This window comes from Streptomyces sp. NBC_00083, assembly GCF_026343295.1.
In the GTDB taxonomy this organism is placed as follows: domain Bacteria; phylum Actinomycetota; class Actinomycetes; order Streptomycetales; family Streptomycetaceae; genus Streptomyces.
Genome location: NZ_JAPELY010000003.1, coordinates 1028608 through 1053389, shown reverse-complemented (window position 1 = coordinate 1053389; position 24782 = coordinate 1028608). Strand labels below are relative to the sequence as shown.

At 72.1% G+C, this 24782-nt stretch carries 18 protein-coding genes; 11 read left to right on the top strand and 7 right to left on the bottom strand.

Annotation, left to right across the window (positions count from 1 at the left end):
* Nucleotides 1-133: 133 nt before the first annotated feature.
* From OOJ98_RS28480 to OOJ98_RS28465, 4 genes are all read right to left on the bottom strand, one after another.
* Nucleotides 134-2011 (bottom strand): alpha/beta fold hydrolase, encoded by a 1878-nt coding sequence (locus tag OOJ98_RS28480; protein ID WP_267057914.1) that lies wholly within the window; start codon nt 2009-2011, stop codon nt 134-136.
* Nucleotides 2008-3408: an MFS transporter gene (locus OOJ98_RS28475; protein WP_267057913.1), complete on the bottom strand. Its 1401-nt coding sequence runs from the start codon at nt 3406-3408 to the stop codon at nt 2008-2010. The genes OOJ98_RS28480 and OOJ98_RS28475 overlap by 4 nt, the downstream gene beginning before the upstream one ends.
* A 628-nt stretch (nt 3409-4036) precedes the next feature.
* A complete protein-coding gene (locus tag OOJ98_RS28470) occupies nt 4037-5761 on the bottom strand; it encodes an acyl-CoA dehydrogenase family protein (RefSeq protein ID WP_267058271.1) in 1725 nt (574 codons plus the stop codon).
* A 134-nt stretch (nt 5762-5895) separates the two neighbouring features.
* Entirely contained in the window at nt 5896-6453 is a 558-nt protein-coding gene (locus tag OOJ98_RS28465; protein WP_267057912.1) for a PadR family transcriptional regulator, read from the bottom strand.
* A 246-nt stretch (nt 6454-6699) separates the two neighbouring features.
* Here OOJ98_RS28465 and OOJ98_RS28460 point away from each other — a divergent pair, with 246 nt between their 5' ends.
* From OOJ98_RS28460 to OOJ98_RS28450, 3 genes are all read left to right on the top strand, one after another.
* On the top strand, nt 6700-7188 hold the full coding sequence (locus OOJ98_RS28460) for a DUF5709 domain-containing protein (protein WP_267057911.1): 489 nt from the start codon (nt 6700-6702) through the stop codon (nt 7186-7188).
* A 115-nt stretch (nt 7189-7303) separates the two neighbouring features.
* Nucleotides 7304-7930 carry a DUF3887 domain-containing protein gene (locus tag OOJ98_RS28455; RefSeq protein ID WP_267057910.1) on the top strand — a complete coding sequence of 209 codons (627 nt, stop codon included), beginning with the start codon at nt 7304-7306 and terminating at the stop codon, nt 7928-7930.
* Between the two features lie 85 nt (nt 7931-8015).
* Nucleotides 8016-8252, top strand: coding sequence for a hypothetical protein (locus tag OOJ98_RS28450; RefSeq protein WP_267057909.1), 237 nt, complete (start codon nt 8016-8018; stop codon nt 8250-8252).
* 117 nt (nt 8253-8369) lie between these two features.
* Here OOJ98_RS28450 and OOJ98_RS28445 read toward each other — a convergent pair whose 3' ends face one another.
* Entirely contained in the window at nt 8370-10184 is a 1815-nt protein-coding gene (locus OOJ98_RS28445; protein ID WP_267057908.1) for a coagulation factor 5/8 type domain-containing protein, read from the bottom strand.
* Nucleotides 10185-10654: 470 nt separating this feature from the next.
* Between OOJ98_RS28445 and OOJ98_RS28440 the strand changes: the two genes are divergently transcribed.
* The 8 genes from OOJ98_RS28440 (at nt 10655) to OOJ98_RS28405 (ending at nt 22670) form a co-directional block, all read left to right on the top strand.
* Complete coding sequence (locus OOJ98_RS28440; RefSeq protein WP_267057907.1) at nt 10655-11761, top strand: DUF1996 domain-containing protein; 1107 nt, start codon at nt 10655-10657, stop codon at nt 11759-11761.
* Nucleotides 11762-11861: 100 nt separating this feature from the next.
* Nucleotides 11862-13616, top strand: a complete 1755-nt coding sequence (locus OOJ98_RS28435) for a discoidin domain-containing protein (RefSeq protein ID WP_267057906.1) — start codon at nt 11862-11864, stop codon at nt 13614-13616.
* Between the two features lie 46 nt (nt 13617-13662).
* Entirely contained in the window at nt 13663-16098 is a 2436-nt protein-coding gene (locus OOJ98_RS28430; protein WP_267057905.1) for a glycoside hydrolase family 3 C-terminal domain-containing protein, read from the top strand.
* A gap of 365 nt (nt 16099-16463) precedes the next feature.
* Nucleotides 16464-17504, top strand: a complete 1041-nt coding sequence (locus OOJ98_RS28425; protein ID WP_267057904.1) for a LacI family DNA-binding transcriptional regulator — start codon at nt 16464-16466, stop codon at nt 17502-17504.
* Between the two features lie 559 nt (nt 17505-18063).
* A complete protein-coding gene (locus OOJ98_RS28420) occupies nt 18064-19380 on the top strand; it encodes a sugar ABC transporter substrate-binding protein (RefSeq protein ID WP_267057903.1) in 1317 nt (438 codons plus the stop codon).
* 14 nt (nt 19381-19394) lie between these two features.
* Nucleotides 19395-20387, top strand: a complete 993-nt coding sequence (locus OOJ98_RS28415; RefSeq protein ID WP_267057902.1) for a carbohydrate ABC transporter permease — start codon at nt 19395-19397, stop codon at nt 20385-20387.
* Complete coding sequence (locus tag OOJ98_RS28410) at nt 20380-21273, top strand: carbohydrate ABC transporter permease (protein ID WP_267057901.1); 894 nt, start codon at nt 20380-20382, stop codon at nt 21271-21273. Before OOJ98_RS28415 ends, OOJ98_RS28410 begins: the two co-directional genes overlap by 8 nt.
* A gap of 17 nt (nt 21274-21290) precedes the next feature.
* Complete coding sequence (locus OOJ98_RS28405; protein WP_267057900.1) at nt 21291-22670, top strand: GH1 family beta-glucosidase; 1380 nt, start codon at nt 21291-21293, stop codon at nt 22668-22670.
* Nucleotides 22671-22710: 40 nt separating this feature from the next.
* Here OOJ98_RS28405 and OOJ98_RS28400 read toward each other — a convergent pair whose 3' ends face one another.
* A complete protein-coding gene (locus tag OOJ98_RS28400) occupies nt 22711-23403 on the bottom strand; it encodes a response regulator transcription factor (protein ID WP_267057899.1) in 693 nt (230 codons plus the stop codon).
* Entirely contained in the window at nt 23403-24584 is a 1182-nt protein-coding gene (locus OOJ98_RS28395) for a sensor histidine kinase (RefSeq protein WP_267057898.1), read from the bottom strand. The genes OOJ98_RS28400 and OOJ98_RS28395 overlap by 1 nt, the downstream gene beginning before the upstream one ends.
* Between the last annotated feature and the right edge of the window lie 198 nt (nt 24585-24782).

The following is a 24782-nucleotide window of genomic DNA, read 5'->3' as shown; positions in this document are numbered from 1 at the left end:
GCCGGCCCGGCGGCGAACCGCCGGGCCGGCACACGAGGATCAGTCCTCGTCGCCGTCTTCGGCGTTGCGGAACGGAACCGTCACCGTGATGCCGATGCCCGGCTTGCGGTTTTCCTCGTCACCCGCGAGCGGGTCATTGTGGATGATGTCCTTCTGCATGACAGGAACTCCTCTCTGTGTGGCTGGTGCCTTGTCCGGCGGACGCCGGCAAGTACACCCGTCCGTTGTCCCCGGCCCGGTCGGAGCGGGGAGTCATGGGGGCGGCGGCACGGGGCCGCCGCCGGCGCAGTTCGCGGTCGAGGAAGACCACGGCACGGCGCAGTACGGCCACGTGGTCGTCGGCTTCGTAGCCGTCGTGGCCGGTGTCCAGCCACATCGACTCGTGCCGTACGCCCGCGTGGTGCAGGGCGGTGAGGTAGTCGCGCACCTGGCCGGGCGGACACTTGACGTCCCGGCTCGCGGCGACGACCAGCAGCGGGGCCCGGACGGCGGCGGCGTAGTGGAGGGGTGAGCTCCGCTCGTACCGTTCGGGCACCTCGTCGGGGGTGCCGCCGAACAGCCGCTCGTCCAGGGCGCGCAGGGCGGGGGTGGTGGTGCGGTGGGCCGCCGCGCAGTCGGCGACCGGTTTGACGGCCACGCCCGCCTGCCACAGCTCGGGCTGCACACCGAGGGCGAGCAGCACCAGGTAGCCGCCCCAGGAGGTGCCCCACAGGCCGGTCGCGTCGGCGCGGACGACACCGCGCTCGACGAGGTCGGCGCGGACCGAGGCGAGGTCGGCGATCTGGGTGAGGCCGACGCCTTCGCCGAACGCGCGCCGCCAGCGCGGGCCGTATCCGGTGGAGCCGCGGTAGTTGACGCGGACGACGGCGAATCCGGAGGCGACGAGGGAGTGGACCACTCCGTCGTAGGCGTCCCGGTCGTGGTCGGCGGGGCCGCCGTGCACCAGGAACACCGCGGGGACCGGGTGGCTGTGCCCGTCGGGCAGGCTGAGCAGCGAGTGCACCGGGCCGTCGGGGCCCGCCGTCCATAAGTCCCGGTGCTCGCCGGGCACGTGGGCGTCGATGCCGTGGCCGGGCGGTAACGCGGTGCCGGCGGTGGAGACGATGCGGGGCGAGGTCGCCGTGTCCGTCCAGAGGTAGTGCACGTCGTCGCCGGTGCGGGGCGCGGCGTCGAGCAGGGTGCCGCGCGGGGTCGGTACGGGTCGGACGGTGCGCTCGGCCAGGTGTACGCGGTGCAGGGTGCTGCGGCCGTACCGGTCCTGGCGGACGAGGACCGAGTGCCCGTCGGGGTGCCAGTGTGCGGTGATCTCGGTGTCGAAGGTGCACCAGGAGTGGGTGACGGTCCCGCCGTCGGGGCTCCAACTGGCCAGCGCGTAGCGGTTGTTGCTCTCGCGGACCAGCAGGAGCTCGACGCGGTCGGTGACGGGGGCGAAGCCCAGCGACCAGAGGCGGCCGTGCGGGCCGTCACCGGCGAGGACCGCCCGCAGGGTGCCGTCGGCGGCGAGCACGGTCACCGCCCGCGCCGAGCCGGCGGCGGCGCTGAGCGACAGGAGGCGTCCGTCGCGGGTGATCCCGGACAGGGTGGCGTGACCGTCGACGCGCGTCACTTCGCGGCCCGTCGCGCCGCGCGGGCCGGCGTGCACGGTGGTCGACCGGGGATCCCCCAGGCCCATGGCGACGAACGCGTCGTCGCTGACGGCGAGACCGCGCGGCTCCCCTTCGGGTACGCCGAGGAGGCCGGGCAGGTCGGGTCCCCCGGCGAACGGCTGGAACCGCCAGCGTCCGGTGCCGTGCTCGTCCTCGTCGAACCACCACACGTTGCCGTCGTGGTCGATCGCGCCGTGCAGCGTGCCGCGCGGGCGGTCGGTGACCCGGCGGGCCCGCAGCTCGGCCGCGTCCCAGGTGAACACCTCGCACCGGCCGTCGGCGTCGGCGGTGAACACCATCCGGGTGGGATCGGCGGCGCACACCTCGGGGAGCGCGGCCCGGTAGACCTGGTAGCGCCCGGTCATGCGATCGCCCCCGACAGCCGGGCCCGCACGACGGTCGTCCACCAGGCCAGCACGGCCAGCGCACCCGCGCAGACCACGGCGGGCGCGGCGGTCCCCGCGCGGGTCACGGCCACGCCGGCCAGCACCGGCGCGAGCGCGGCCGACCCGCCGACGGTGCTGGAGAGGACCGCGCCCGTGCGGGCCTGGAGGCCCGGCGGGGTCTCCTGCAGGGCGCGGGACTGGAGTACGACGCCGACGAGCGGCATCAGCAGGCAGAACGCCCCGAACAGCGCCCCGTACGTCCAGGGCCCTTCGGCCGTGGCGAGCCCGGCCGCGAGCGGGACGAGCAGCCAGGTGATCGTCACCAGGAGCCGCGCGGCGTCGAACCGGCCGGCGATGCGCGGCGCGGCGAGCGATCCGGCGAGCCCGGCGGCCCCGGAGAGCGCGAGGACGAGTCCCATCGGCCAGCCGCCGTGGCCGCTCTTCTGGAGGGTGAAGACGGCGCCGTAGTAGAGGGCGACGATCACTCCGTTGACGGTGGCGGTCCAGATGACGACGAGGCGCAGCGTGGGCGAGGTGCGGACGAGGGCGAGGCCTGCGCCGAGCTCCGCTCGGACACGGGACACGCGGCCCGGCCGGCGGGTCCCGGTGCCGTCGGGTCCGGCGGCGGGCGAAGCCGGGGCGACCGGGGCCTCTTCGGGGGCGGCGGACCGCGAACCGCCGCTGTTGTGAGGGGAGTTGGGGATGGCGGCATCGGCGGATTTGCGACCCTCGATGCCCGAGGTCGTCGCCCGCGCGGCAGCGCGGGTTCCGGGCCGCAGGTCCGACTCCAGTGCTCGTACGCATCCGGCGGCGACGGCATACGTCACGGCGTCCGCGAGGAAGGGCAGGGCGCGGGCCACTTGGTAGAGCGCGCCGCCCAGCGCGGGGCCCAGGATCAGTGCGCCCTGTTCGCCCGCCGACAGCCCGGCCACCACGCGGGGGCAGTCGGCGGGCGGGGCGATCATGGCCACGGTGCCGGCCGCGGCGGCCTCGTACACGGCCGTCGAGAAGCGCTCCACCAGGACCGCGCCGAGTAGCAGGGTGAGGGGCGGGTTGCCCACGGCGGCGGCCGCGGCGACGCCGGCCATGGCGAGCGCGGAGACCGTGGCGGACCAGAACATCACCGGCTTGCGCGCACCCCGGTCGGCCGGAACCGCCGCCAGGGGGGCGAGGAGCAGCCCGGCCGCGGTGGACACCCCCGCGACGAGACCCACCACCGCGGCGGAGTGGCCGAGGCCGAGGAGCAGCAGGGGCAGCACGACTCCGGACGCCTGGGTGCCCAGCGCGTCGGATGCGTTCGCCCACCAGAAGAGGCGGACGTCACGCGGCACAGGGCGGCGCGCAGCACGCCCGGCGGTGGCGAGGCCGGGGCTCATCAGAGCCCCGCCGGCGCCGCAGATGTCCCCGGAGACGCAGGGGAATCCGTTTCACGCACAGCCACCCCACAGTTGGTCAGGTTGCGAAGAAAATGTGCAGGAATCGAAACGAGCGGGAGCCTAACCAGGCGTCGGCCGGAGCCACAAGAGGTGGGTCGCCGAGGCCGGAATCGAACTCGGTAAGCACCCGGCAAAGAAACCGATTGCTTCCTGGCGTACGCGCCCCTCGCGAGGGATCGCCCCCGCCCGAGAGGCCGGGGAGGCGGTGCCGCCGTCGCCCCGCACGGGGAGCCACCGGGGCGCCGCCGCCTTCCGCTTCGCTCGGGCGAACACCCGGGCCCCACACATCTGTTCGTGCACGCCGCCTGGCATATGCACATTCCCACCGGCGAAGCACACCGGTCCCCGGCGCCCGGCCCGGCCGTGACCCACCGGTCCGTGCACCGAGCCGCCCGGGGGCCCCCGGCACGGTCCGGCGCTCCCGACCCGCCCTCCCGCGGAAGGGTTCCATCCGTCACGGTGATTGGCTGGAAACAGCTGGGCCCCGGTCGCGTCGACGACCGGGGCCCAGCTTCTGTTCGCGTCGACCGGGGCGGCGGAAAACCGCGCCCGGGTGCCACGGAGGGTGTTACGGCGCCATCTCGTACGCACCCGCCAGCGCCTCGACGCGCTGCCACACGCGGGCCGAGCGCTCCTCGTCGACCACGGGACGCCGCACCGCGCCCAGCGCCCAGCCCTGCTGGGCCTCGGTGGCGGAGTCCTTGCCGTGCAGCTCGACGGCGTGCGCCGAGAAGTCGCGTACGAGCACGGCGAAGAGCTCGTCGAGCACGTCCTGCTCAAGGCCGGTCAAGTGCGCCTGCTCCAGGATCAGTTGGCCGTGCACGACCAGCGCGAACAGCTGGCCGACGGCGAGCAGGAGGTCGAGGTCGCGGCTCTGCTCCTCGTCGGGCGCCGCGGTGGTGACGAACGCGCACAGGGCGTCCGCCTGCTCGCGGAAGCGCGCCACGTTGGGCACATCGGCGAAGGCGTCGAAGGCGGTGCGCCAGTCGTGGAAACGGATGGCACCCAGGCCCCGCGCGGGCCCCTGGCGGAACAGGAACGCGTCGTCGGCGGCGTCGAGGCGGCTCGGCACGGGTGCGTACTCGACCGGGCCGAGGAGGTGGTTGCCCATGAACTTCAGGATGAGCGCCAGGTTGACGTGGACGGTGCCCTCCAGCTTGGGCAGCCCGCGGATCTCGACGGCCGCCTGCGCGAAGTAGTTGTCCTTCTCGAAGCCCTTGGCGGCGATCACGTCCCACATCAGGTCGATGACCTTCTCGCCCTCCGTGGTCACCTTCATCTTCGTCATCGGGTTGAAGAGGAGGTAGCGGCGGTCGTCGGGGCCGGCCGAGCGGAAGTAGTCGACGGCGCGGTCGCTGAACAGCTTCATCCCGACGAGGCGTACATAGGCATCGGTCAACTCGCGGCGCACGTGCGGGAAGGCGGTGACGGGGCGGCCGTAGAGGACCCGGTGGTGGGCGTGCGTGACGGCCTCGTACATGGCGTGTTCGCAGATGCCGATCGAGGCGGTGCACAGGTTGAACTTGCCGACGTTGACCGTGTTGAGGGCGGCGTCGAAGGCGGCACGGCCGGTGTGCAGGATGTCACCGGGACCGACCGGGTACTGCGCCAGGCGGAACTCGCTGACGTACTTGGAGGAGTCCACGACGTTCTTCACCAGGTGGTACGCCTCGTGGCGGCTGTCGGCGGCGAAGAAGACGTAGCCGTCGGGGCCCTCGACATCGGTGCGGCGGCCGAAGACGGAGACCAGGCCCGCCGCGTTGCCGTTGCCGATGTAGTACTTGGAGCCGGTGGCCAGGAAGCCGCCGTCACCGTCGGGTTCGAGGAGCATGTCGGTGGAGTAGATGTCGGCGCCGTGGGTCTTCTCGGAGAGTCCGAAGGCGAACACCTCGCCCTGGTCGAGGAGTTCGGCGGCGCGGGCGCGGGCCTCGGCGTTGTCGCTCTGCCAGACCGGGCCGAGCCCGAGGATGGTGACCTGCCAGGCGTACCAGTAGTCGAGCCCGTAGAAGCCGAAGATCTCGTTGAGCGCGGCGATCCGGGCGGTGTCCCAGCGCTTGTCGTCCTGCCCCTGCCCGGCGGCGGACGCCGGGGTGAGGAAGGTCGCGAAGAGCCCTTCCTTGGCGGAGAACGCGAGGAAGTCCGCGAGCCAGGCACGGGTGCGGTAGTCCTCGATCAGCCGGCGCTTGCCGCGCTCCTCGAACCAGTCGATGGTCGCGCGCAGCAGCCTGCGGGTCTCGGGGTCGAAGTGCGTCGGGTCGTAGGTGCGCGGGTTGAACAGCAGCGGGTCGGCCACGGTCATTTGCCTTTCCGGCTAGGGAAGTTGGGGAGAAGGTGCTCGTGGAGCGGACGGGTTCGGGGGCGGCGCGCATCGGAACGGACGCGTGCGGGCTTCGCGGCCGGCACCGGTCGCGGGCCGCCGGCCGTGGATCAGTGACCGGCGCCGAGCCGGTGCAGGGTGGCGATGACGTCGTCGAGCCAGGTGAGCGTCATCCGCTCGTACGCGATGCCGCCGCGCAGGACGACGTGCTGCAACTCCCGCCCCGCGTCCGGGGGTTCGGGAGCCTCGGCCTCGGTGAAGTCGCGTCGCTCGCCCGCGAGATAGCGTGCGAGCCGGTCGGCATGGGCCCTGCGGTGCCGCTCCACCTCGCGAAGGAGCGCGGCCGGGTCGTCGAAGGCGGCTCCGCGGATCTTGACGGCGAGCTCGTGCCGGACGCTCTCCGGCTCGATCGGCTCGTGCAGCCACCGCCCGAGGGCGTCGCGGCCGGGCGCCGCCACGGAGTACTCCTTCTTGTCCGGCCGGTTGTCCTGCGCCACCTCGCGGACGTCGATCCAGCCGTCGCCCTCCATGCGCTTGAGGACGCGGTAGATCTGCTGATGGGTCGCGGCCCAGAAGTAGCCGATGGACCGGTCGAACCGCCGGGCCAGCTCATAGCCGGAGCCCGGCTTCTCCAACAGCGAGACGAGAATCGCGTGCTCAAGCGCCATACCCGAATCCTTCTATGCAACGAGTTGCATAGACAAGCGGCACCGTCCAGGTGAGACACGGCTCACCCGTCCGGGCACCGCGACGCGGCCCGGAAGATCGTGTCGTTCCCGTTTGGGAGGGCGCGGCACGGGCACTGGCAGGGACCGGAGCGGAAAGCGCGGAAAGCGTACGAATACGGCATGTCCCGGCTGTCGGGCGCCCGCGCGGACCGCATCGAACCGACCCACGGAACCACGAGGTAAGTCATGAGCGACGACGGCATGGCGGACGACGTCTATCAGCCCACCGACGGCAACGAGGAGCAGCAGGACGCCGCTCCGCTCGACCTCCAGGACGCGATCGACGAGCGCACCTATGACGACATGCTCGACGAGGGGTACTCGCCGCCCGAGAAGCCCCTGGGTGTCACGAAGACGGGCGTCACGGCGGCCGAGCAGCACGAGGGAGAGTCCCTCGACGAACGGCTGAGCCAGGAGGTTCCGGACGCGGAGCCGCCCGCGGGCGACGAGATCGGCGATCTGCCCTACGGCGAGGGCGAGCCGCTCGACCCCGAGTCGGGCGCGGAGCGGGCCGGGCGCCTGGTGGCGCCGGACGAGGGGGTCCGCGCCGACACCACGAAGCAGCTCGTCGCGTCCGACGAGGGCATCGACGCGGGGGCGGCGGGCGCCGAGGAGGCGGCGGTCCACGTCGTGCCCGAGGACCAGCTGCCGCCGGAACCGGGCGACACGCTCTGACCCCGGCCCCCTTAGCCGCCGCTTCCCCCCGCCCCGCCCCGCCACTGCGCGGGGCGGGGCGGCCGCGCGTAAAGGATCACTTGACACCGTCGCCGCGTAAAGACACTCTTTACATGTGACCGATACCCCTCCGTCCCTCGCCGCCCTCAGCGCCCTGCTCGCCGAGCAGGCCTCGGTACTCGCCGCCTCGGCGAGCCCGTTGACCTCCCCGGCCTATCTCGACCTCGTCCGGCGCGCCCAGCACGTCGACTCCCTGGCCGAGCAGGTCCTGAAGCTCTGTGTGCAGCAGTCGCGGGACGCGGGTCATACCTGGCAGGAGCTGGGAGACCTGCTGGGGGTCACCCGCCAGGCAGCGTTCCAGCGCTTCGGCAAGCCCATCGACCCCCGGACCGGAGAACCCATGGACAAGACAGTGCGCATGACGGACGCATCCGAGCGTGCCCTCCAGATCGTCACGGATGTCCTGGAGGGCCGGATGGACGCGGCACGGCCCACGTTCAACGCGGAGGTCCTGGCCGCGTTCACCGACGAGGTGCGGGCCAACGGCCTGGCCGCCGTCGCGGGGACGGTCGGCGCGTTCGAGGGCTTCGGCGACGACGACCCGTTCGTCCGCCGCATCGGGGACTACACGGTCGTCGACATTCCCCTGCGGTACGAGGCGGGGGACATGAAGGCGCGGGTGTCCTTCGACGCGGACGAGAAGGTGGCGGGCCTCGTCGTCATCTCGGAGGAAATCCCTTAACCGGAGCGGCGCCTGACGGTGCATCGGCTCACGACGCCGAGACTCCTCACCTCCCCCCACTCCCCTCGTCCGGAGGGGACCGCCCATGTCGGCCGACTCCCTCGCCGTCGCGGGGGCGCCCACGCCGTGGATGGCGATAGTCCCCCTGATCGCCGTCCTCCCGGCCGTCATCTGCATGGTCGACATCGCCCGCCATCCGCACACGCGCCAGTACCCGCCGCGCGTGTGGCTGGCGATCTGCGCGTGCGGAAACGTGTTCGGCTGGTGGCCTACCTGCGCTTCGGCCGGACCGAGGACCGCTGACGCGACGAGGCCGGGGTAGACGGAACCGGAACGGGCAGCTGGACGACGGCGCCCTGCCTCACCGGGCTTCCCTCCCCCGAAGGGAAGCCCGGTGAGGCAGGGGGTCAGGGGGTCAGGGGGTCAGGGGGTCAGGGGGTCAGGGGTAGGAGACCACCGTGGACGGGACCGTCGAGGTTCCCGAGGTCGGGGAGCCCGCTTCGTTGATGACGTGTTCGTACTGGCCGTTGCCGCCCAGGGAGACCACCAGGACCCCGTGGAACTTCACGCCCGCGGTGTTGGGCGCGGCGAAGCCGTGGTGCTGGACGATGCCCGTGTCCGCGGTGTAGTTGCAGTAGCTGCCCAGGCCCCACGCCTCGTGCGTGGTGACGTTGGGGCCGACCTTGTACGCGGCGTAGCCCTTGACGTTTCCGTCCTGGACGGCGGCCTGGTTCGGCGCGTCGTACGCCTTCTCGTTCTGGAAGAAGACGGTGCGGCCCCGCTGGCCGAACCACTGCACGTCGTACTTGTTGAAGTGCTCCACGAACAGGCCGGTGCAGAGCACGTCGTCACCGTTGACGACGATGCCGTAGTCGGCCCGGTTGGTGTCCCAGCCGACGCCCGTGCCGTGGTCGGCGCGCCAGATCCAGGTGTGGTCGACGATGGTGTTGCGGTTGTTGATGACCATGCTCGTGGTGGCCTTGCCGGCGCCCGCGCCTCCGATGCGTACGAACACGTCCTGCACGGTGGTCGGGTTGGCGGAGTGGTCGCGTGACGCGCCGGTCGGACCGACCTCCAGCAGGGTCGCGGAGTTGACCGGCCCCGCGTCGATGAGGAAGCCCGCGAGCCGGACGCCGTCCACGTCGGCGACCCGCATCGCGGTGACGCCGTTGTCGGGCACGATGGTCGCGTAACCGAGGCCGAGGACCACGGTGTTGGCCCGGTTGATCTGGAGCGGCTGGTCGACGTAATAGATGCCCGGGGTCAGGAGCAGGTGGAGCCCCTGCGCGAGGGCCTGGTTGAGGGTGGCCGCACTCACCCCGGGCTTGGCCACGTAGAACTGGGACAGCGACAGTGAGGTGCCGCGCGGTGTGCCGTTGCCCCAGGTGACCCCGCGTGCGTTGGTCCGCTTCTCGGGCAGGAAGACGCGGTATTCGCTCCCGTTGAGGTACAGGAAGGGCTTCTCGCGCGAGACCGGTGTCGTGTCGAGCGTGGTGTACGGCGGGTTGGGGAAGCTCTGGGCGGGGGCGCCCTGCACGCCGGAGAACACCATGTTCCACACCGCGTTGACCCAGCCGCCGATCACACTGTCGCGCGTGTACCACTGCTGCTGCGAGTACGGCCCGACCTGGCCGTCGATGCGGCTGTCGGCGATGTAGCCGCCGCTGGCCCAGCCGTAGCCGGCCGGAGCCAGGTTGAGGCCGCCGCGTACGTGCATGCGGCGGAACGGCGCGGCCTGCGCCACGGCCCAGCGGTCGGTGCCGCTGACCGGGACGAGCGCCAGGTTCTCCGCGGAACGCCAGAAGTTCTGGGTCGCGTTGCCGTTGGCCCAGCCCGCGTCGACCGTGACGTCACCGTTGATCGTCGTGTCGTCCGGGGAGAGCCCCAGGCCCGCTATCGAGGTGTAGAAGCCGATCTGCGCGTTGAGGCCGTTGTACGTGCCGGGCTTGAACAGGAACGCGTAGCGGCCGGTGCCGAACTGCGCCGACTCCTGCTGGTGGAAGACCTGGTCCAGCTTGGCCTGGATGCCCGGCGTGGCGGGGTCGAAGACCACCACGTTGGGGCCGAGGTCGCCGCCTCCCGGCAGCAGGCCGGGACTGCTGGGAACGGCGGACGTGGGCGATGCCGCGGCGGGCGTCGCCAGACCCGTCAGGAGGGGGGCCGAGGCCGCCACCGCGGCGGCGGCGCCGAGCACGGTGCGGCGGGCCATGGAGGAGGGGCGTCCGGTCGGGGCGTCGGGCGGAACTGGGGGCATGGGGAGACTCTCCTGGTTCAAGAGGTGAACGAAGGGGGGCGGGGGAGCGCTCTCTCGCCGGGGAATGCTTCATCCCGGTGAACTCAACGTCAAGGGTTCCGGCAGAAATCCCCGGGGTTTGCGTTCACATGTCGTCACATGCCTGGTGAGCGGGGGTCCGAGGGCGGGAACGCATCAACTCGCCTTCCTCAGTGCGTCGTTGCGGCCGCCATGCGGACCCCTCCGCAGCCCCGGGTTCTCCCGTCACGCCCCTTGACACTGCCGCGTCGGCGCCCGGAGACTCCAGCACTGGGAGAGCGCTCTCCCAGTGAGTCTCCCAGCTTTCGACCACGGTTCAGCGTCCGGCCGGTGCCCGCACGGCCCGGGGAACCCGGTCCCGCTCACGGGCCCCGGGGAACCGCGCCACCGGCGGTCCCGGCCGCACCCTCCTCTCCCCGCTCCCCCAACTCCGTCATCTCCAGGAGGACTTCATGCCACGGAGATCGCGTCTCCTCTCCGGCACCCTGATCGCCGGCGCCATGCTGCTGACCACGCTCGGGCTCGGCGGCGTCGCCATGAGCGCCGGCACGCCCGCACCGGCCGGCGCGGCCACGGCGCCGCTCGCGACCGGTCACACCGCGCACACCATGGCCATGACCATGGCCGCGTCCACCGCCACTTCGGGGGACGACCCCGACGGCGACGGCTACATCCCGGCGAACCCCCCGGTCACCGGCGTCTCCCCGTCCACGCAGGATCCGCCCCACCGGTACTTCCACGAGTTCCAGGCCAACTGTTCGGTGACGCACACCGCGCCGGACGACCCGATCGTCTACCCGCAGCAGCCGGGCAAGTCCCACGACCACACGTTCATGGGCAACACCACCACCAACGCCAACAGCACCACGGCCTCCCTGGACGCGGGCGGCACCACCTGCAAGGCGCCCGGCGACAAGTCCGGCTACTGGATGCCGTCGCTGTTCAACGGCGACCAGAAGATCCTTCCGGTCGGGCCCCAGACGATCTACTACAAGGCGGGCGTGACCGACTACACGAGTGTCCGGCCCTTCCCCAAGGGCCTGCGGTTCGTGGTCGCCAACCCGATGCAGTCGGCCGACGAGTTCCGCCACCACCCCGGATTCGTCGAGGGCTGGGAGTGCGGCGACAGTTTCTTCAACGTCGCCTTCCCCACCGACTGCCCGAGCCGGGCCGACGTCCAGCTCAACATCCGCTTCCAGGCGCCCAGTTGCTGGGACGGCAAGTACCTCGACACCCCCGACCACAAGGCGCACATGGCCTACCCCGTGGTCAAGCCCGGCACCAACGACAACGTCTGCCCGGCCGACCACCCGGTGGCCCTGCCGATGATCGAGTTCAAGATGGCGTTCCCGGTCAACGGTGACCTCTCCCGGGCGAAGCTCGCGAGCGGGCCGAGCTACTCGTTCCACTACGACTTCTTCAACGCGTGGGACGACGCCACCCTGAAGGCCCTGGTCGACCACTGTGTCGTCGGCGGTCTGCAGTGCGACGCGCGCGGCTACGACCAGACGCACCCCGAGGCGGGCGCGGCCCTGGACGCGAACTACCGGCTCCCCTGAGGGAGCGGCGCCCCCGCCGCCCCTTCCCGTTCCGGCCGGCCCGGCCGCTCACCGTCCCGCCACGGCCGGGCCGGCCACACTCCCCACAGAAGAGGACACCGTGACCCCACCACCGCGTATCCGATCCCGCCGCCTGCTGGCGCCGCTGGCAGCCGGCGCCCTGACCGTCGGGATGCTCGCCGCCCTGCCCGCGGCCACGGCCCACGCCGCAGGAAGCGTCGCCAAGGTGACCGGCGCCCAGGGCAACTGGCAGTTGTCCGTGGACGGGCAGCCGTACCAGATCAAGGGCCTGACCTGGGGGCCCTCCGTCGCCGACGCCGACAAGTACCTGCCCGATCTCCAGTCCATGGGCGTCAACACCATACGGACCTGGGGCACGGACGCGTCGAGCAAGCCGCTCTTCGACTCGGCCGCCGCGCACGGCATCAAGGTCATCGCCGGGTTCTGGCTCCAGCCCGGCGGCGGACCGGGATCGGGTGGCTGCGTCAACTACCTGACCGACACCACGTACAAGAACCAGGTGCTCGACGAGTTCCCGAAGTGGGTGCAGACCTACAAGGACAATCCCGGGGTCCTGATGTGGGACGTCGGCAACGAGTCGGTGCTCGGTCTCCAGAACTGTTACAGCGGCGACGAGCTGGAGCGCCAGCGCGACGCGTACACCACGCTCGTCAATGACATCACCAAGAAGATCCACAGCATCGATCCGAACCACCCGGTCACCTCGACCGACGCCTGGGTCGGTGCGTGGCCCTACTACAAGAAGAACGCCCCCGACCTGGATCTGTACGCGGTCAACTCCTACAACGCGGTCTGCGACGTCAAGTCGGCCTGGCAGCAAGGTGGTTACACCAAGCCGTACATCATCACGGAGACCGGTCCCGCCGGCGAGTGGGAGGTGCCCGACGACGCCAACGGGGTGCCGCAGGAGCCGAGCGACCAGGCCAAGGCCGACGGCTACACCAAGGCGTGGGGCTGTGTCACCGGGCACAAGGGGGTGGCGCTGGGCGCGACGATGTTCCACTACGGGACGGAGTACGACTTCGGCGGCATCTGGTTCAACCTGCTGCCCGCCGGGCAGAAGCGGCTGTCGTACTACGCGGTGAAGCGGTCCTACGGCAAGGACACCTCGCACGACAACACGCCGCCCGTCATCTCCGCCCTGGACGTCGAGGGCGGCTCCGCGAACGTGCAGGCCGGCCGCGACGCCGTCCTGGACGTGCGGGCCACGGACCCCAATGGTGACCCGATCACCTACGAGGTGCTCGACAACAGCAACTACCTCGACGGCAGCAAGCAGCTGGTCTCGCTGCCCTTCACCGATCTGGGCGGCGGTCGGCTGAAGTTCACGGCGCCCGACCGGCCCGGCGCGTGGAAGGTCTACGTCAAGGCGACCGACGGCCACGGCAACGTGGGCGTGGAGACCCGCTCCCTGAAGGTCGTGCCGCCCGTGGTGAACGGGACCGACATCGCGCGCGGCAAGCCCGCCACCGCCTCGTCCTTCCAGGCGAGTTACGGCGACTGCCCGTGCACGGCGGCCAACGCGGTGGACGGCAACCCCACCACCCGCTGGGCAAGTGACTGGAGCGACCCGCAGTGGCTCCAGGTCGACCTCGGCACCCGTACGTCCTTCCGGCACGTGCAGCTGGTGTGGGAGGCCTCGTACGCCAAGGCGTACACGATCCAGACGTCGGACGACGGCCAGAGCTGGCGGACGGTGCGGACCGTCACCGACGGCAACGGCGGGGTGGACGACTTCGACGTCAGCGGTACGGGCCGCTACGTGCGGGTCGACGGGACGGCGCGCGGCACCGGGTACGGCTACTCGCTGTACTCCTTCGGCGTCTACAACTGACGGTCCATCAGGGAGCGGGTGCAGGGTGAAGGACGAGGGGGCGGGGATGAACGACGACGAGCTCGACCGGCTGATGGACAAACTCACGCTGCGGGCCAAGGCCGGGCTGCTCACGGGGGCCGACACCTGGAGCACGGCGGCGGAGCCGGCGGTCGAGCTGCGGCCGTGGGTGATGTCGGACGGGCCGGCCGGTGTGCGCGGCCCGTCGTGGGACGAACGGCACACCGCCGTCCTGCTGCCCTCGGCGACAGCGCTCGCCGCCACGTGGGACGAGTCCCTCGTCGAGCGGCTCGGCTCGCTCCTCGCCCTCGAGGCGCGGCGCAAGGGCGTGCACGTGGTCCTCGCGCCCAACCTCAACCTGCACCGCAGCCCGCTGGGCGGCCGGCACTTCGAGTGCTTCTCGGAGGACCCGGAGCTGACCGGCCGCATCGGCGCCGCCCTGGTCCGCGGCATCCAGGCGCACGGGGTGGCGGCCACGGCCAAGCATTTCGTGGCCAACGACTCAGAGACCGAGCGCCTGACGGTGGACGTACGGGTCGGCGAGCGCGCCCTGCACGAGGTGTACCTCGCCCCGTTCGAGGCGGCCGTGGCGGCCGGTGTCCGACTGGTCATGGCCGGCTACAACGCGGTCAACGGCACGACCGCCACGGCGAGTCCGCTCCTCGACGGCGTGCTGCGGGAGGCGTGGGGCTTCGACGGCGTCGTCGTCTCGGACTGGGGGGCGGTGCGCGCGCTGCGGCCGACCGCGCGCGCCGGACTCGACCTGGTGATGCCGGGGCCCGAGGGGGTGTGGGGCGAGGCGCTGGTGCGCGCGGTCGAGGCGGGGGAGATCGCCCTGGAGGCCGTGGACGAGAAGGTGCGTCGTTTGCTGCGGCTGTCGCACTGGCTCGGCGCGCTCGGCGCGCCCCGCGCCCGCGCGCGGGCGGGCCTGCGTCCGGGGCGGACGCGGGCGCTGCTGCGCCGTGCCGCGGCGGCGGGCACCGTCCTGCTCGCCAACCGCGGTGTCCTGCCGCTGGACGCCGACGGCCTGGCGACGGTCGCGGTCATCGGCGCGCACGCCGCCAGGACCCGCACCCAGGGCGGCGGCAGCGCCGGAGTGTTCCCGCACGCCGAGGTCGGCGTCCTGGACGGGATCCGGGCCCGGCTGCGGGGCCGCGCGAAGGTCGTGCACGTGCCCGGCCCCACTCCGGCCGGACCGCCGCCCGCCCTCGACGACACCTGGTGCACCGCTCCGGACTCCGGGGCGCCCGGAGTCCTGCTGCGCGTCCTGGACGCGGGCGGGCGCGAGCTCCACACCGAACTACGTTCCTGTGCACGGCAGTTGGAGCCTCCGGTGCCGGCCGGGGCGCACACCGTGGAGATCAGCGCCCGGCTGCATCCGTCCGAGACGGGCCTCTGGACCCTGGGCATCGCGGGGTTCGGCCGCATGAGCCTGCGCCTGGACGGCAGGGACGTCCTGGCGGGCGACTTCGCCCGGGAGACGGACGACCCGGCTCTCGTCCACGTCACCCCGCCGCTGCACACCGCTGCCGTGCGTCTGGCGGCGGGCAGCACTCCGGTGCTCGTCGCACGGCGCGAGCTGGCGCCCGGCAGCGGTCGCGCGATGATCGTCAGCGCCGCGCCGCCCGTCCCGGACCCGGCGGCGGCCGTCGCCGCGGCCGGCCGCGCCGCGCGCCGCGCCGATGTGGCGGTCGTGGTCGTCGGCACGACGGAGTACGACGAGTGCGAGGGCCGCGACCGCGAGAGCCTCGCGCTCGGGCCCGAACAGGACGCCCTGGTACGGGAGGTGGCCGGCGCCAACGCCCGCACGGTCGTCGTCGTCAACAGCGGCGGACCGGTGGAGATGCCCTGGCGGGACGAGGTCGGGGCGCTGCTCCTGTCCTGGTTCCCCGGGCAGGAGGGCGGCACGGGCCTGGCCGACGTCCTGTTCGGCCGCGCGGAGCCCGGCGGGCGCCTGCCCACCACATGGCCGGCGGTGCTCGCGGACGCCCCCGTCACCGACACGCTCCCCGCCGACGGACGGCTCGCCTACAGCGAGGGGATCCACGTCGGGCACCGCGGCTGGCTCCGGTCGGCCGGGACGCCGGCGTACTGGTTCGGACACGGGCTGGGCTATACGACGTGGTCGTACGAGCAGTTGACGGGACCGGACGCGGTGCGCGCGGGCGACCCGTTCACCGTACGCGTACGGCTGCGCAACACCGGAACGCGCACGGGACGCGAGGTCGTCCAGGTGTACCTGGCACGGCCCGGCTCCCCGGTGGAGCACCCCGAGCGGTGGTTCGCGGGGCATGTCGCGGTGTGTGCCGGCCCGGGGGAAACGGTGACGGCGCGGGTGGAGGTGCCGGGGCGGCTGCTGCGGCACTGGGACGAGGAAGGCGGTGGATGGCGTGTGGAACCGGGGCCGTGCCGGGTACTGGCGGGCCGTTCGGCGGGCGATGCGCCGCTGGAGCACATCCTGGAGGTGCGGGCGGTGGAGTGAGCGGGCCGGGCCGGGCGGCCGGTCAAAGCCCCTCGGCCTGGCGCAGCCGGTCACCCACCAGCAGGTTCCAGTCGGTCCGGTCACGGTCGTGGTGCGCCACGACGAAACGGCTGACCGGGGGTTCGTCCTCCCGGGACCGGGCGCCGCGGCCGGAGCGCCGCGGCAGGACCTCGCAGCCGACCGCGTGCGTCAGCCACCGCCCGACCCGTCCGGCCCGGCCGTCCCGCCGTCCGCCGACGCGGCCGCTCGGGCCACCCCCCGCACACGCGCCGGCCCTCCCCCGCCGCTCCGCGCCGCTCCCCGTCCGCCGCGGGGCGAGGAGAGCGCTCTATGCCGTGTCCCCGGCGGGCCGTTAGGGTGCGGGCATGAGCAGGCAGGCCCCCACCCTGGAGGATGTCGCCCGCGAGGCAGGCGTCTCCCGTGCGACCGTTTCCCGGGTCGTGAACGGCGTCCGCAATGTGGACCCGGCGATCCAGGAGATGGTTCAGCGCGCGATCGCGCGGACGGGCTACGCGCCCAACCGGGCCGCGCGGTCGCTGGTGACGCGGCGCGCGGAGACGATCGCCCTGGTGGTCTCGGGGGCGGGCAGCGGGCCGGGCGAGAGCCAGGAGGCGTTCGCCGCGCGAGTCTTCGCCGACCCGTTCTTCGGCAGGGTGGTCGCCGGTGTGGTCGGCTTTCTGCGTCCGCGCTCGATGCATCCGGTGCTGATGTTCGCCGAGTCGGCCGAGGACCGCGACGAGGTGCTCACGTATCTGCGGCAGGGCCGCGCGGACGGTGCGCTCATCGTCTCGACCCACGCCGACGATCCCCTCCCCACGCTTCTGGCCGCGGCGAAGCTGCCCGCGGTGCTGTTCGCCCGTCCGACGCGGCCGGTGCCGCTGAGCTATGTGGATCTGGACCACCGCGACGGGGGGCGGCTCGCGGCGGAGCGGCTCCTGGCACGCGGCTGCCGGCGGCCCGCCACGGTGGCGGGGCCGCTCGCGGTGAGCGCGAGCCAGGAGCGGCTCGCGGGCTTCCGCGACACCATGGCCCGCAACGGCCATCCCTACGTGCCGGTCGTCGAGGGCGGATTCACCCTGGACAGCGGGGTCGCCGCGATGGCGCGCCTGCTGGACGAACTCCCGGACGTGGACGGCCTGTTCGCGGCGAACGACCTGATGGCGCAGGGCGCCTGCCAGCTGCTGCGCGAGCGCGGGCGGCGGGTTCCGGACGATGTCGCGGTGATCGGCTTCGACGACTCCGGGATCGCCACGGCGTGCCGTCCACCGTTGACGACGGTGCGGCAGCCGGTGGAGGCGATGGCGGGGGAGATGGCTCGGTTGCTCGACGAGCACGTCCGGGGGCGGCGTACGGATCCGACGTCGGTCGTGTTCGACCCCGAACTGGTCGTACGCGAAACGGCTTAGCGGGTTTCCGCCACCCCGGGCGGCCTTCCCGTGCCGGGCCCGCCGCTGGCGGGGCAGCCCCGCCTTCGGCTGCGGACCGTGGTCGCGTCTCGCGCAGTTCCCCGCGCCCCTGGGTGGGTGGGCCTTGGCGGCATGCCCATCCCGGGCCACCTCAGCCTGTCCGGCGATTGAGGACGAGCGCCCTCAAGGCGCGACACGGGGTCTGGGGCCGAGCCCCAGCAACCCCGCCTTCGGCTGCGGACCGTGGTCGCTTCCCGCGCAGTTCCCCGCGCCCCTAGCGGGGTCGGCCTGGGCGGCATGCCCATCCCGGGCCACCTCAGCCTGTCCGGCGATTGAGGACGAGCGCCCTCAAGGCGCGAACGGGGTCTGGGGCGGAGCCCCAGCAAGCCTGCCCCGGGCGGGCATCTCGCCGCGGCACGGCGTGAGTTCGTTGGATGAGACACCCTGCATTACCCCTTGACGCCCCACTCACGACGCCGCTTAACTCACGTCTTAAATTAAGCCCTGTCCCCCTCGCAGGCACCCCCACTCTCGACTCCCGGAAAGGGACCACCAGGCCATGCGCACCATCAGAGCCGCGGCCGTAGGCGCCGCCACCCTCTCTCTCGCCCTCGCGGCCACGGCCTGCGGCGGCGGATCGTCCACCGGCGGCGGGTCCAACGACTCGCCCAAGACGCTCACTTACTGGGCCTCCAACCAGGGCGCCAGCATCTCCGTCGACGAGAAGGTCCTGCGGCCCGAGCTCGACAAGTTCGAGAAGCAGACCGGCATCAAGGTGAAGCTGGAGGTCGTGCCCTGGTCGGATCTGCTGAACCGGATCCTGACCGCGACCACCTCCGGCCAGGGCCCCGACGTCCTGAACATCGGCAACACGTGGAGCGCCTCGCTCCAGGCGACCGGCGCCCTGCTCCCCTGGGACGCGGCCAACTTCGCCAAGATCGGCGGCAAGGACCGCTTCGTCGACTCCGCCCTCGGCTCCACCGGCGCCCAGGGCAAGGACCCGGCCGCCGTACCCCTGTACTCGATGTCGTACGCGCTGTACTACAACAAGCAGGCCCTCGCCGATGCCGGCATAGCCAAGCCCCCCACCACCTGGGACGAACTCGTCGCCGACGGGAAGAAGATCGAGGCGAAGGGCAAGAACGGCCTCGGCGCCGAGGGGTCGAACCTGTCCAACAACATCCACCAGGTCTTCGTCCTCGCCAAGCAGCACGGCGCGGACTTCTTCACCGCGGACGGCAAGCCGAGCTTCACCAGCGACGGCGCGGTCGCCGCGGTCAAGCAGTACGTCGACCTGATGGCCAAGGACAAGATCGTCAGCGACAGCAACGCCGAGTACGCCCAGAACCAGTCCCTGAGCGACTTCGCGAAGGGCAAGACGGCGATGGTGCTGTGGCAGACCGCGTCGGCCACCTTCAAGTCGCTCGGCATGAAGGACTCCGAGTGGGGCGTGACCGCCGCACCCGTGCAGTCCGGCGCGCCCGGGGCCGGTGCGCAGACCAACTCCATGGTGGCCGGCATCAACATGGCGGTCTTCAAGAGCACCCACAACCTCGACGGCGCCGCCCAGTTCGTGAAGTTCATGACGAGCGACGCCGAGCAGAAGATCCTCAACACCGCCTACGGCTCCATCCCTCCGGTCAAGGCCGCCCAGTCGGACCCGGCGTTCAACTCCCAGGCCACGGCGGTGCTCCGCCAGACCCTCGCCTCCAGCGCGCAGGCGCTGCCCCAGGTGCCGGACGAGTCGCAGTTCGAGACGGCCGTCGGCACGGCGGTCAAGGACCTGTTCGCCGACGCGGCGGCCGGCCGCGCGGTGACCACCGACTCGGTGAAGGCCCGGCTGCGGAAGGCCGAGCAGCAGATGCCCGCGAAGTGAGCCCGGACACCGTCATGACGACCACAGCCCCCGAAGCCGGCCCCCGCACGGCGCCCGAGGACTCCCCCGGGGCGACGCGCGGCCCGCGCCGCCCCGGGCGGATCCGGCGCATCGGACTGCCGTATCTGCTCCTGCTGCCCGCCCTGCTCCTCGAACTCCTCGTCCACCTGGTGCCGATGGTCATCGGCATCGCCATGAGCTTCAAGGAGCTCACCCAGTTCTACATCCGCGACTGGGGCACCGCCCCCTGGTCCGGCCTCGGCAACTACAAGCTGTCGGTGGACTTCGACGGACCGGTCGGCGAGGCCCTGCTGCACTCCTTCCTCGTCACCGTGGCCTTCACCCTGCTCTCCGTCGGCCTGTGCTGGCTGATCGGCACGTCGGCCGCCGTCTACATGCAGGACACCTTCCGCGGCCGGGGCCTGCTGCGGGCGATCTTCCTCGTGCCGTACGCGCTGCCGGTGTACGCGGCCGTCATCACCTGGGCGTTCATGTTCCAGCACGACAACGGCCTGGTGAACCACGTCCTGCACGACCAGCTGCACCTCACCGACAAGCCGTCGTTCTGGCTCCTCGGCGACAACAGCTTCTACGCCCTGCTCGTCGTGTCGGTGTGGAAGGGCTGGCCGTTCGCCTTCCTCATCGTGATGGCCGGGCTCCAGAACATCCCGCGCGAGCTGTACGAGGCCGCCGCCCTGGACGGGGCGGGCCTGTGGCAGCAGATCCGCCGCATCACCCTGCCGTCGCTCCGCCCGGTCAACCAGGTGCTCGTCCTGGTGCTCTTCCTGTGGACGTTCAACGACTTCAACACGCCGTACGTCCTGTTCGGCAAGTCGGCTCCGGAGGCCGCCGACCTCATCTCCATCCACATCTACCAGGCGTCGTTCGTCACCTGGAACTTCGGCACCGGCTCCGCCATGAGCGTCCTGCTGCTGCTCTTCCTGCTGGTCGTGACGGGCGCCTATCTCCTGGTGACCTCCCGAGGAAGGAAGACGGCCGATGCCTAGCACCGTCGCGGCGCCCCGGCCGCAGCACCGCACTCCCCCGTCGCCGATGGCCCCGCCGCGGTCGTTCCTGTGGTCGCGGCGCATCTTCCTCACCGTGCTCACCGGCTTCGTGCTGCTGCCCGTGTACGTCATGGTGTCCAGCTCGCTCAAGCCGCTCCAGGACGTGTCGGGCAAGTTCCGCTGGCTGCCGAGCGGGCTCACGATCCGCCCCTACATCGACATCTGGTCGACGGTGCCGCTCGCGAAGTACTTCATGAACTCGCTGGTCGTCGCGGGTACCGCCACGGTCTGCTCGGTGGCCATCGCGGTCTTCGCGGCATACGCGGTCAGCCGCTACTCCTTCCGCGGCAAGCGGGTCTTCACGATCACCGTGCTGTCCACGCAGATGTTCCCGGGCATCCTGTTCCTGCTGCCGCTGTTCCTGCTGTACGTCAACATCGGGAACGCCACCGGCATCGCCCTGTTCGGCTCGCGCGGCGGGCTGATCCTGACGTACCTCACCTTCTCGCTGCCGTTCTCCATCTGGATGCTGATCGGCTACTTCGACTCGGTGCCGCGCGATCTGGACGAGGCGGCGCTCGTGGACGGCTGCGGGCCGCTCGGCGCACTGTTCCGGGTGGTGGTGCCGGCCGCGATCCCCGGCATCGTCGCCGTCGCCGTCTACGCCTTCATGACCGCCTGGGGCGAGGTGCTCTTCGCGTCCGTCATGACCAACGACGCCACCCGCACCCTCGCGGTGGGGCTGCAGGGCTACTCCACCCTCAACGACGTGTACTGGAACCAGATCATGGCCGCGTCGCTCGTCGTCAGTGTCCCCGTGGTCGCGGGCTTCCTGCTGCTCCAGCGCTACCTCGTCACCGGTCTCACGGCGGGCGCCGTCAAGTGACCGTCAACTCCCGTACGATGAAAGGGACTTCCGTGTCCGCACCGATCGACTTCGCCGCTCTTCCGCACGACTTCCTGTGGGGCACGGCCACCTCGGCGTACCAGATCGAGGGGGCCGTCGACGAGGACGGCCGCACGCCGTCCATCTGGGACACCTTCTCCCACACCCCGGGGAAGATCGACAACGACGACCACGGAGACATCGCCTGCGACCACTACCACCGCTGGCCGCAGGACATCGATCTGATGCGCCAACTGGGCGTGGACGCCTACCGGTTGTCGATCGCGTGGCCCCGCGTCGTGCCCGGTGGCGACGGGTCCGTCAACCCGAAGGGCCTCGACTTCTACGACCGGCTGATCGACGGACTGCTCGCCGCGGGCATCACCCCCTCCGCGACGCTGTACCACTGGGACCTGCCGCAGACCCTCCAGGACCGCGGGGGCTGGCCCGAGCGCGCGACGGCCGAGCACTTCGCCGCGTACGCCTCGGCCGTGGCCGAGCGCCTCGGCGACCGGGTCTCCCACTGGGCCACTCTCAACGAACCGCTCTGCTCGGCCTGGATCGGCCACCTGGAGGGCCGGATGGCGCCGGGTCTCACCGACCTGACGGCGGCGGTCCGCTCCTCCTACCACCTGCTCCTCGCCCACGGCCTCGCGGTCCAGGCCGTCCGCGCCGCGGCCCCGGGCGCCCAGATCGGCATCGTCAACAACCTCTCCCCCGTGCACGCGGCGACCGACCGGCCCAAGGACGTGGCCGCCGCCCGGCGGATGGACGGCCACACCAACCGCTGGTGGCTCGACCCCGTCCACGGCCGCGGCTTCCCCGCCGACATGCGCGAGGTGTACGGCGTCGAACTCCCCGAGCGGCCGGGCGACTTGACGACGATGGCCGCCCCGCTGGACTGGCTCGGGCTCAACTACTACTTCCCGGCGTACGTCACCGCGGACCCCGAAGGCCCCGCCCCGTACGTCCGTTCCGTGCGCCGCGACGGCGTGCCGCGCACGGGCATGGACTGGGAGATCGACGCCGACGGCATCGAAAGCCTGCTGCTCCGCCTCACCGACGACTACGGCGCCCGGAAGATCTACGTCACCGAGAACGGCTCCGCCTACCCCGACACGGTCCGCGCCGACGGGGGCATCGAGGACCCCGAGCGGCAGGACTATCTGGAGCGCCACCTCGCCGCCTGCGCCTCCGCCGCCCGCAAGGGCGCCCCGCTCGCCGGCTACTTCGCGTGGTCCCTGCTCGACAACTTCGAGTGGGCGTACGGCTACGACAAGCGCTTCGGTCTCGTCCACGTCGACTACGCCACGCAGGCCCGCACCATCAAGGGCAGCGGGCACCGGTACGCCGAACTCATCCGGGCGCACCGCGAGCGGGCCGGCCGGGCGGCCTGATCCGATGCCGGGTGCGGGAGCGTGAGGTCCGCGCGGGCTCTCACGCGTCGCGGCCGAGACCGACCTCGACCGCACCGGCCTCGTACGCCGCGATCACCGCCTGGGCCCGGTCGCGCACCTTGAGCTTGCCGAACAGGCTGGTGATGTGGTTCTTCACCGTCGACCCGCTGACGCCCATGACCTCCGCGATCTCCGTGTTGTCGCGGCCGGTCGCGATCAGCCGCCACACCTCCGCCTCCCGCGGCGTGAGGTCGGCGGGGTGGGTGCTGGGCAGGTCCGGGCGGAACGGGGCCCTGACGAAGGTGGAGATCAGACGGGTCAGGAGGCGGGGGGCGACGGCCGCCTCACCGCTGTGCACCACGCGGACCGCGGCCACGAGGTCCTCGGGCGACACGTCCTTCGGCAGGAACCCGCAGGCGCCCGCGCGCAGCGCCGCCACCACGTACTCGTCCATGTCGAAGGTGCTGAGTGCCAGGACCCGGCAGCCGGGAAGCTCCTGGGCGAGTCTGGCGGTGGCGGCGACGCCGTCCAGGACGGGCATGCGGATGTCCATCACGACGACGTCGGGGCGCAGCCGGTGGGCGAGGGCCACGGCCTCCTCGCCGTCGCCGGCCTCGCCCACCACGTCGAGGTCGGGTTCCGGGGCGAGGATCAGGGCGAGCCCGCGCCGTACCAGGGGCTGGTCGTCCACGATGAGGACCGTGACGGCCCGTCCGGTGTCCGTTCCGTCCATCACAGCGCTCCCTGTCCCACGGCCAGCGGGAGGGTGGCCGCCACCCGGAATCCCGCCCCGTCCAGGGGCCCGGCCTCCAAGGTGCCGCCATGCAGCACCGCGCGCTCCCGCATGCCCATCAGGCCGTAGCCGGAGCCCGTGCCGCCGCCGGTCCGCGCGGGTCCGGCGCCGGTGCCGTCGTCCGACACCTCCACCGACACCGCGCGCGGCTCGTAGGTGAGCCGCACCTCGGCGCGGGCCGTGCCGGCGTGCTTGCGGGCGTTGGTCAGGGACTCCTGAACGATCCGGAACACGGTGAGGCCGACGCTGGGCGGCAGCGGGCGCTTCTCACCCCGCACGGCGAGGGCGGTGGGCAGTCCGGCGCGGCAGGACTCGGCGACGATCCGCTCCAGGTCGTCCACTCCGGGCTGGGGCTGGGTCGGCTCGTCCTCGACGTCGTCGCCCGCCCTCAGGACGTCGAGGAGCTGGCGCATCTCGTGCAGGGCGGTGCGTCCGGAGCCCTCCAGGGTCAGCAGGGCCTCCCTCGCCACCTCCGGGTCGCGGGCGAGGTTGGCGCGGGCGCCGCCCGCCATCAGCTGCATGGTGGTGATGTGGTGGGCCACGATGTCGTGCAACTCCCGTGCGATGCGCCGCCGTTCGGCGGCCACGGCACGGTCGGCGAGTCCTCGGCGCCGGGCCTCGGCGTCGCGCTGCCAGCGTCCCACTTCGACGGCGGCGACCACCACGATCACCGCGGCGGCGATGTTGCTGAGGCCGTCCATGAGCGAGGGCCGCGGCCAGGACGCCGGGTCGGAAAGGAGCAGCAGCACGCCGAGGAGCGACGCCGTCACCACGGCCGGCCGGCAGGACCGTACGACGGTGTAGAGCCCGACGACGACCGCGGCGGTGAAGTGCTGGGTGATCGACACGGTCAGGTTCAGGACGAGGCCGAGGGCGACGATCGCGGCGAGCGCCGGCACCGGGGCGCGGCGCCGCGCGAGCAGGGGCAGCGCGATCGCCACGACGAGCAGACAGCCGCCGACGGAGACGTGTCCCAGCTCGGACTGGCTGGTGAGACTGAACCCGATGAGGTCGAGGGCGGCGACCCCGATCGTCACCAGGGCGTCGTTGCGCGACCATGGCAGCGCGTCGTCGGCCGGCCGGGTGCCGGTGGCACCGGGGCCGGGGCGCGTCGTCACCATGGGTGTCCCCTCTCCCGCCGGGCGGTGCGCCACGGCTGTCTGACTGCTGGCTGGCTGGCTGGCTGGCTGCTCAGGGGTTCAGTTTCGCATCGCACGCGGGTGCGGTCCGACGTCGGGCGGTCGGGTTCTCCCTCTGGGAGCCAGGTCCCAGAGCGGCCGCGTCCCGGCCCCCGCTCCCAGACGCGTTCTCCTTCCACG

Bases quoted from the DNA above. Each gene is read 5' to 3' on its own strand.
- OOJ98_RS28430 (WP_267057905.1), top strand. From the start codon at position 13,663: ATGAACGACGACGAGCTCGACCGGCTGATGGACAAACTCACGCTGCGG.
- OOJ98_RS28415 (WP_267057902.1), top strand. From the start codon at position 19,395: ATGACGACCACAGCCCCCGAAGCCGGCCCCCGCACGGCGCCCGAGGAC.
- OOJ98_RS28460 (WP_267057911.1), top strand. From the start codon at position 6,700: ATGAGCGACGACGGCATGGCGGACGACGTCTATCAGCCCACCGACGGC.
- OOJ98_RS28450 (WP_267057909.1), top strand. From the start codon at position 8,016: ATGTCGGCCGACTCCCTCGCCGTCGCGGGGGCGCCCACGCCGTGGATG.
- OOJ98_RS28405 (WP_267057900.1), top strand. From the start codon at position 21,291: ATGAAAGGGACTTCCGTGTCCGCACCGATCGACTTCGCCGCTCTTCCG.
- OOJ98_RS28440 (WP_267057907.1), top strand. From the start codon at position 10,655: ATGCCACGGAGATCGCGTCTCCTCTCCGGCACCCTGATCGCCGGCGCC.
- OOJ98_RS28400 (WP_267057899.1), bottom strand. From the start codon at position 23,403: ATGGACGGAACGGACACCGGACGGGCCGTCACGGTCCTCATCGTGGAC.
- OOJ98_RS28425 (WP_267057904.1), top strand. From the start codon at position 16,464: ATGAGCAGGCAGGCCCCCACCCTGGAGGATGTCGCCCGCGAGGCAGGC.
- OOJ98_RS28480 (WP_267057914.1), bottom strand. From the start codon at position 2,011: ATGACCGGGCGCTACCAGGTCTACCGGGCCGCGCTCCCCGAGGTGTGC.
- OOJ98_RS28420 (WP_267057903.1), top strand. From the start codon at position 18,064: ATGCGCACCATCAGAGCCGCGGCCGTAGGCGCCGCCACCCTCTCTCTC.
- OOJ98_RS28410 (WP_267057901.1), top strand. From the start codon at position 20,380: ATGCCTAGCACCGTCGCGGCGCCCCGGCCGCAGCACCGCACTCCCCCG.
- OOJ98_RS28395 (WP_267057898.1), bottom strand. From the start codon at position 24,584: ATGGTGACGACGCGCCCCGGCCCCGGTGCCACCGGCACCCGGCCGGCC.
- OOJ98_RS28475 (WP_267057913.1), bottom strand. From the start codon at position 3,408: ATGAGCCCCGGCCTCGCCACCGCCGGGCGTGCTGCGCGCCGCCCTGTG.
- OOJ98_RS28465 (WP_267057912.1), bottom strand. From the start codon at position 6,453: ATGGCGCTTGAGCACGCGATTCTCGTCTCGCTGTTGGAGAAGCCGGGC.
- OOJ98_RS28445 (WP_267057908.1), bottom strand. From the start codon at position 10,184: ATGCCCCCAGTTCCGCCCGACGCCCCGACCGGACGCCCCTCCTCCATG.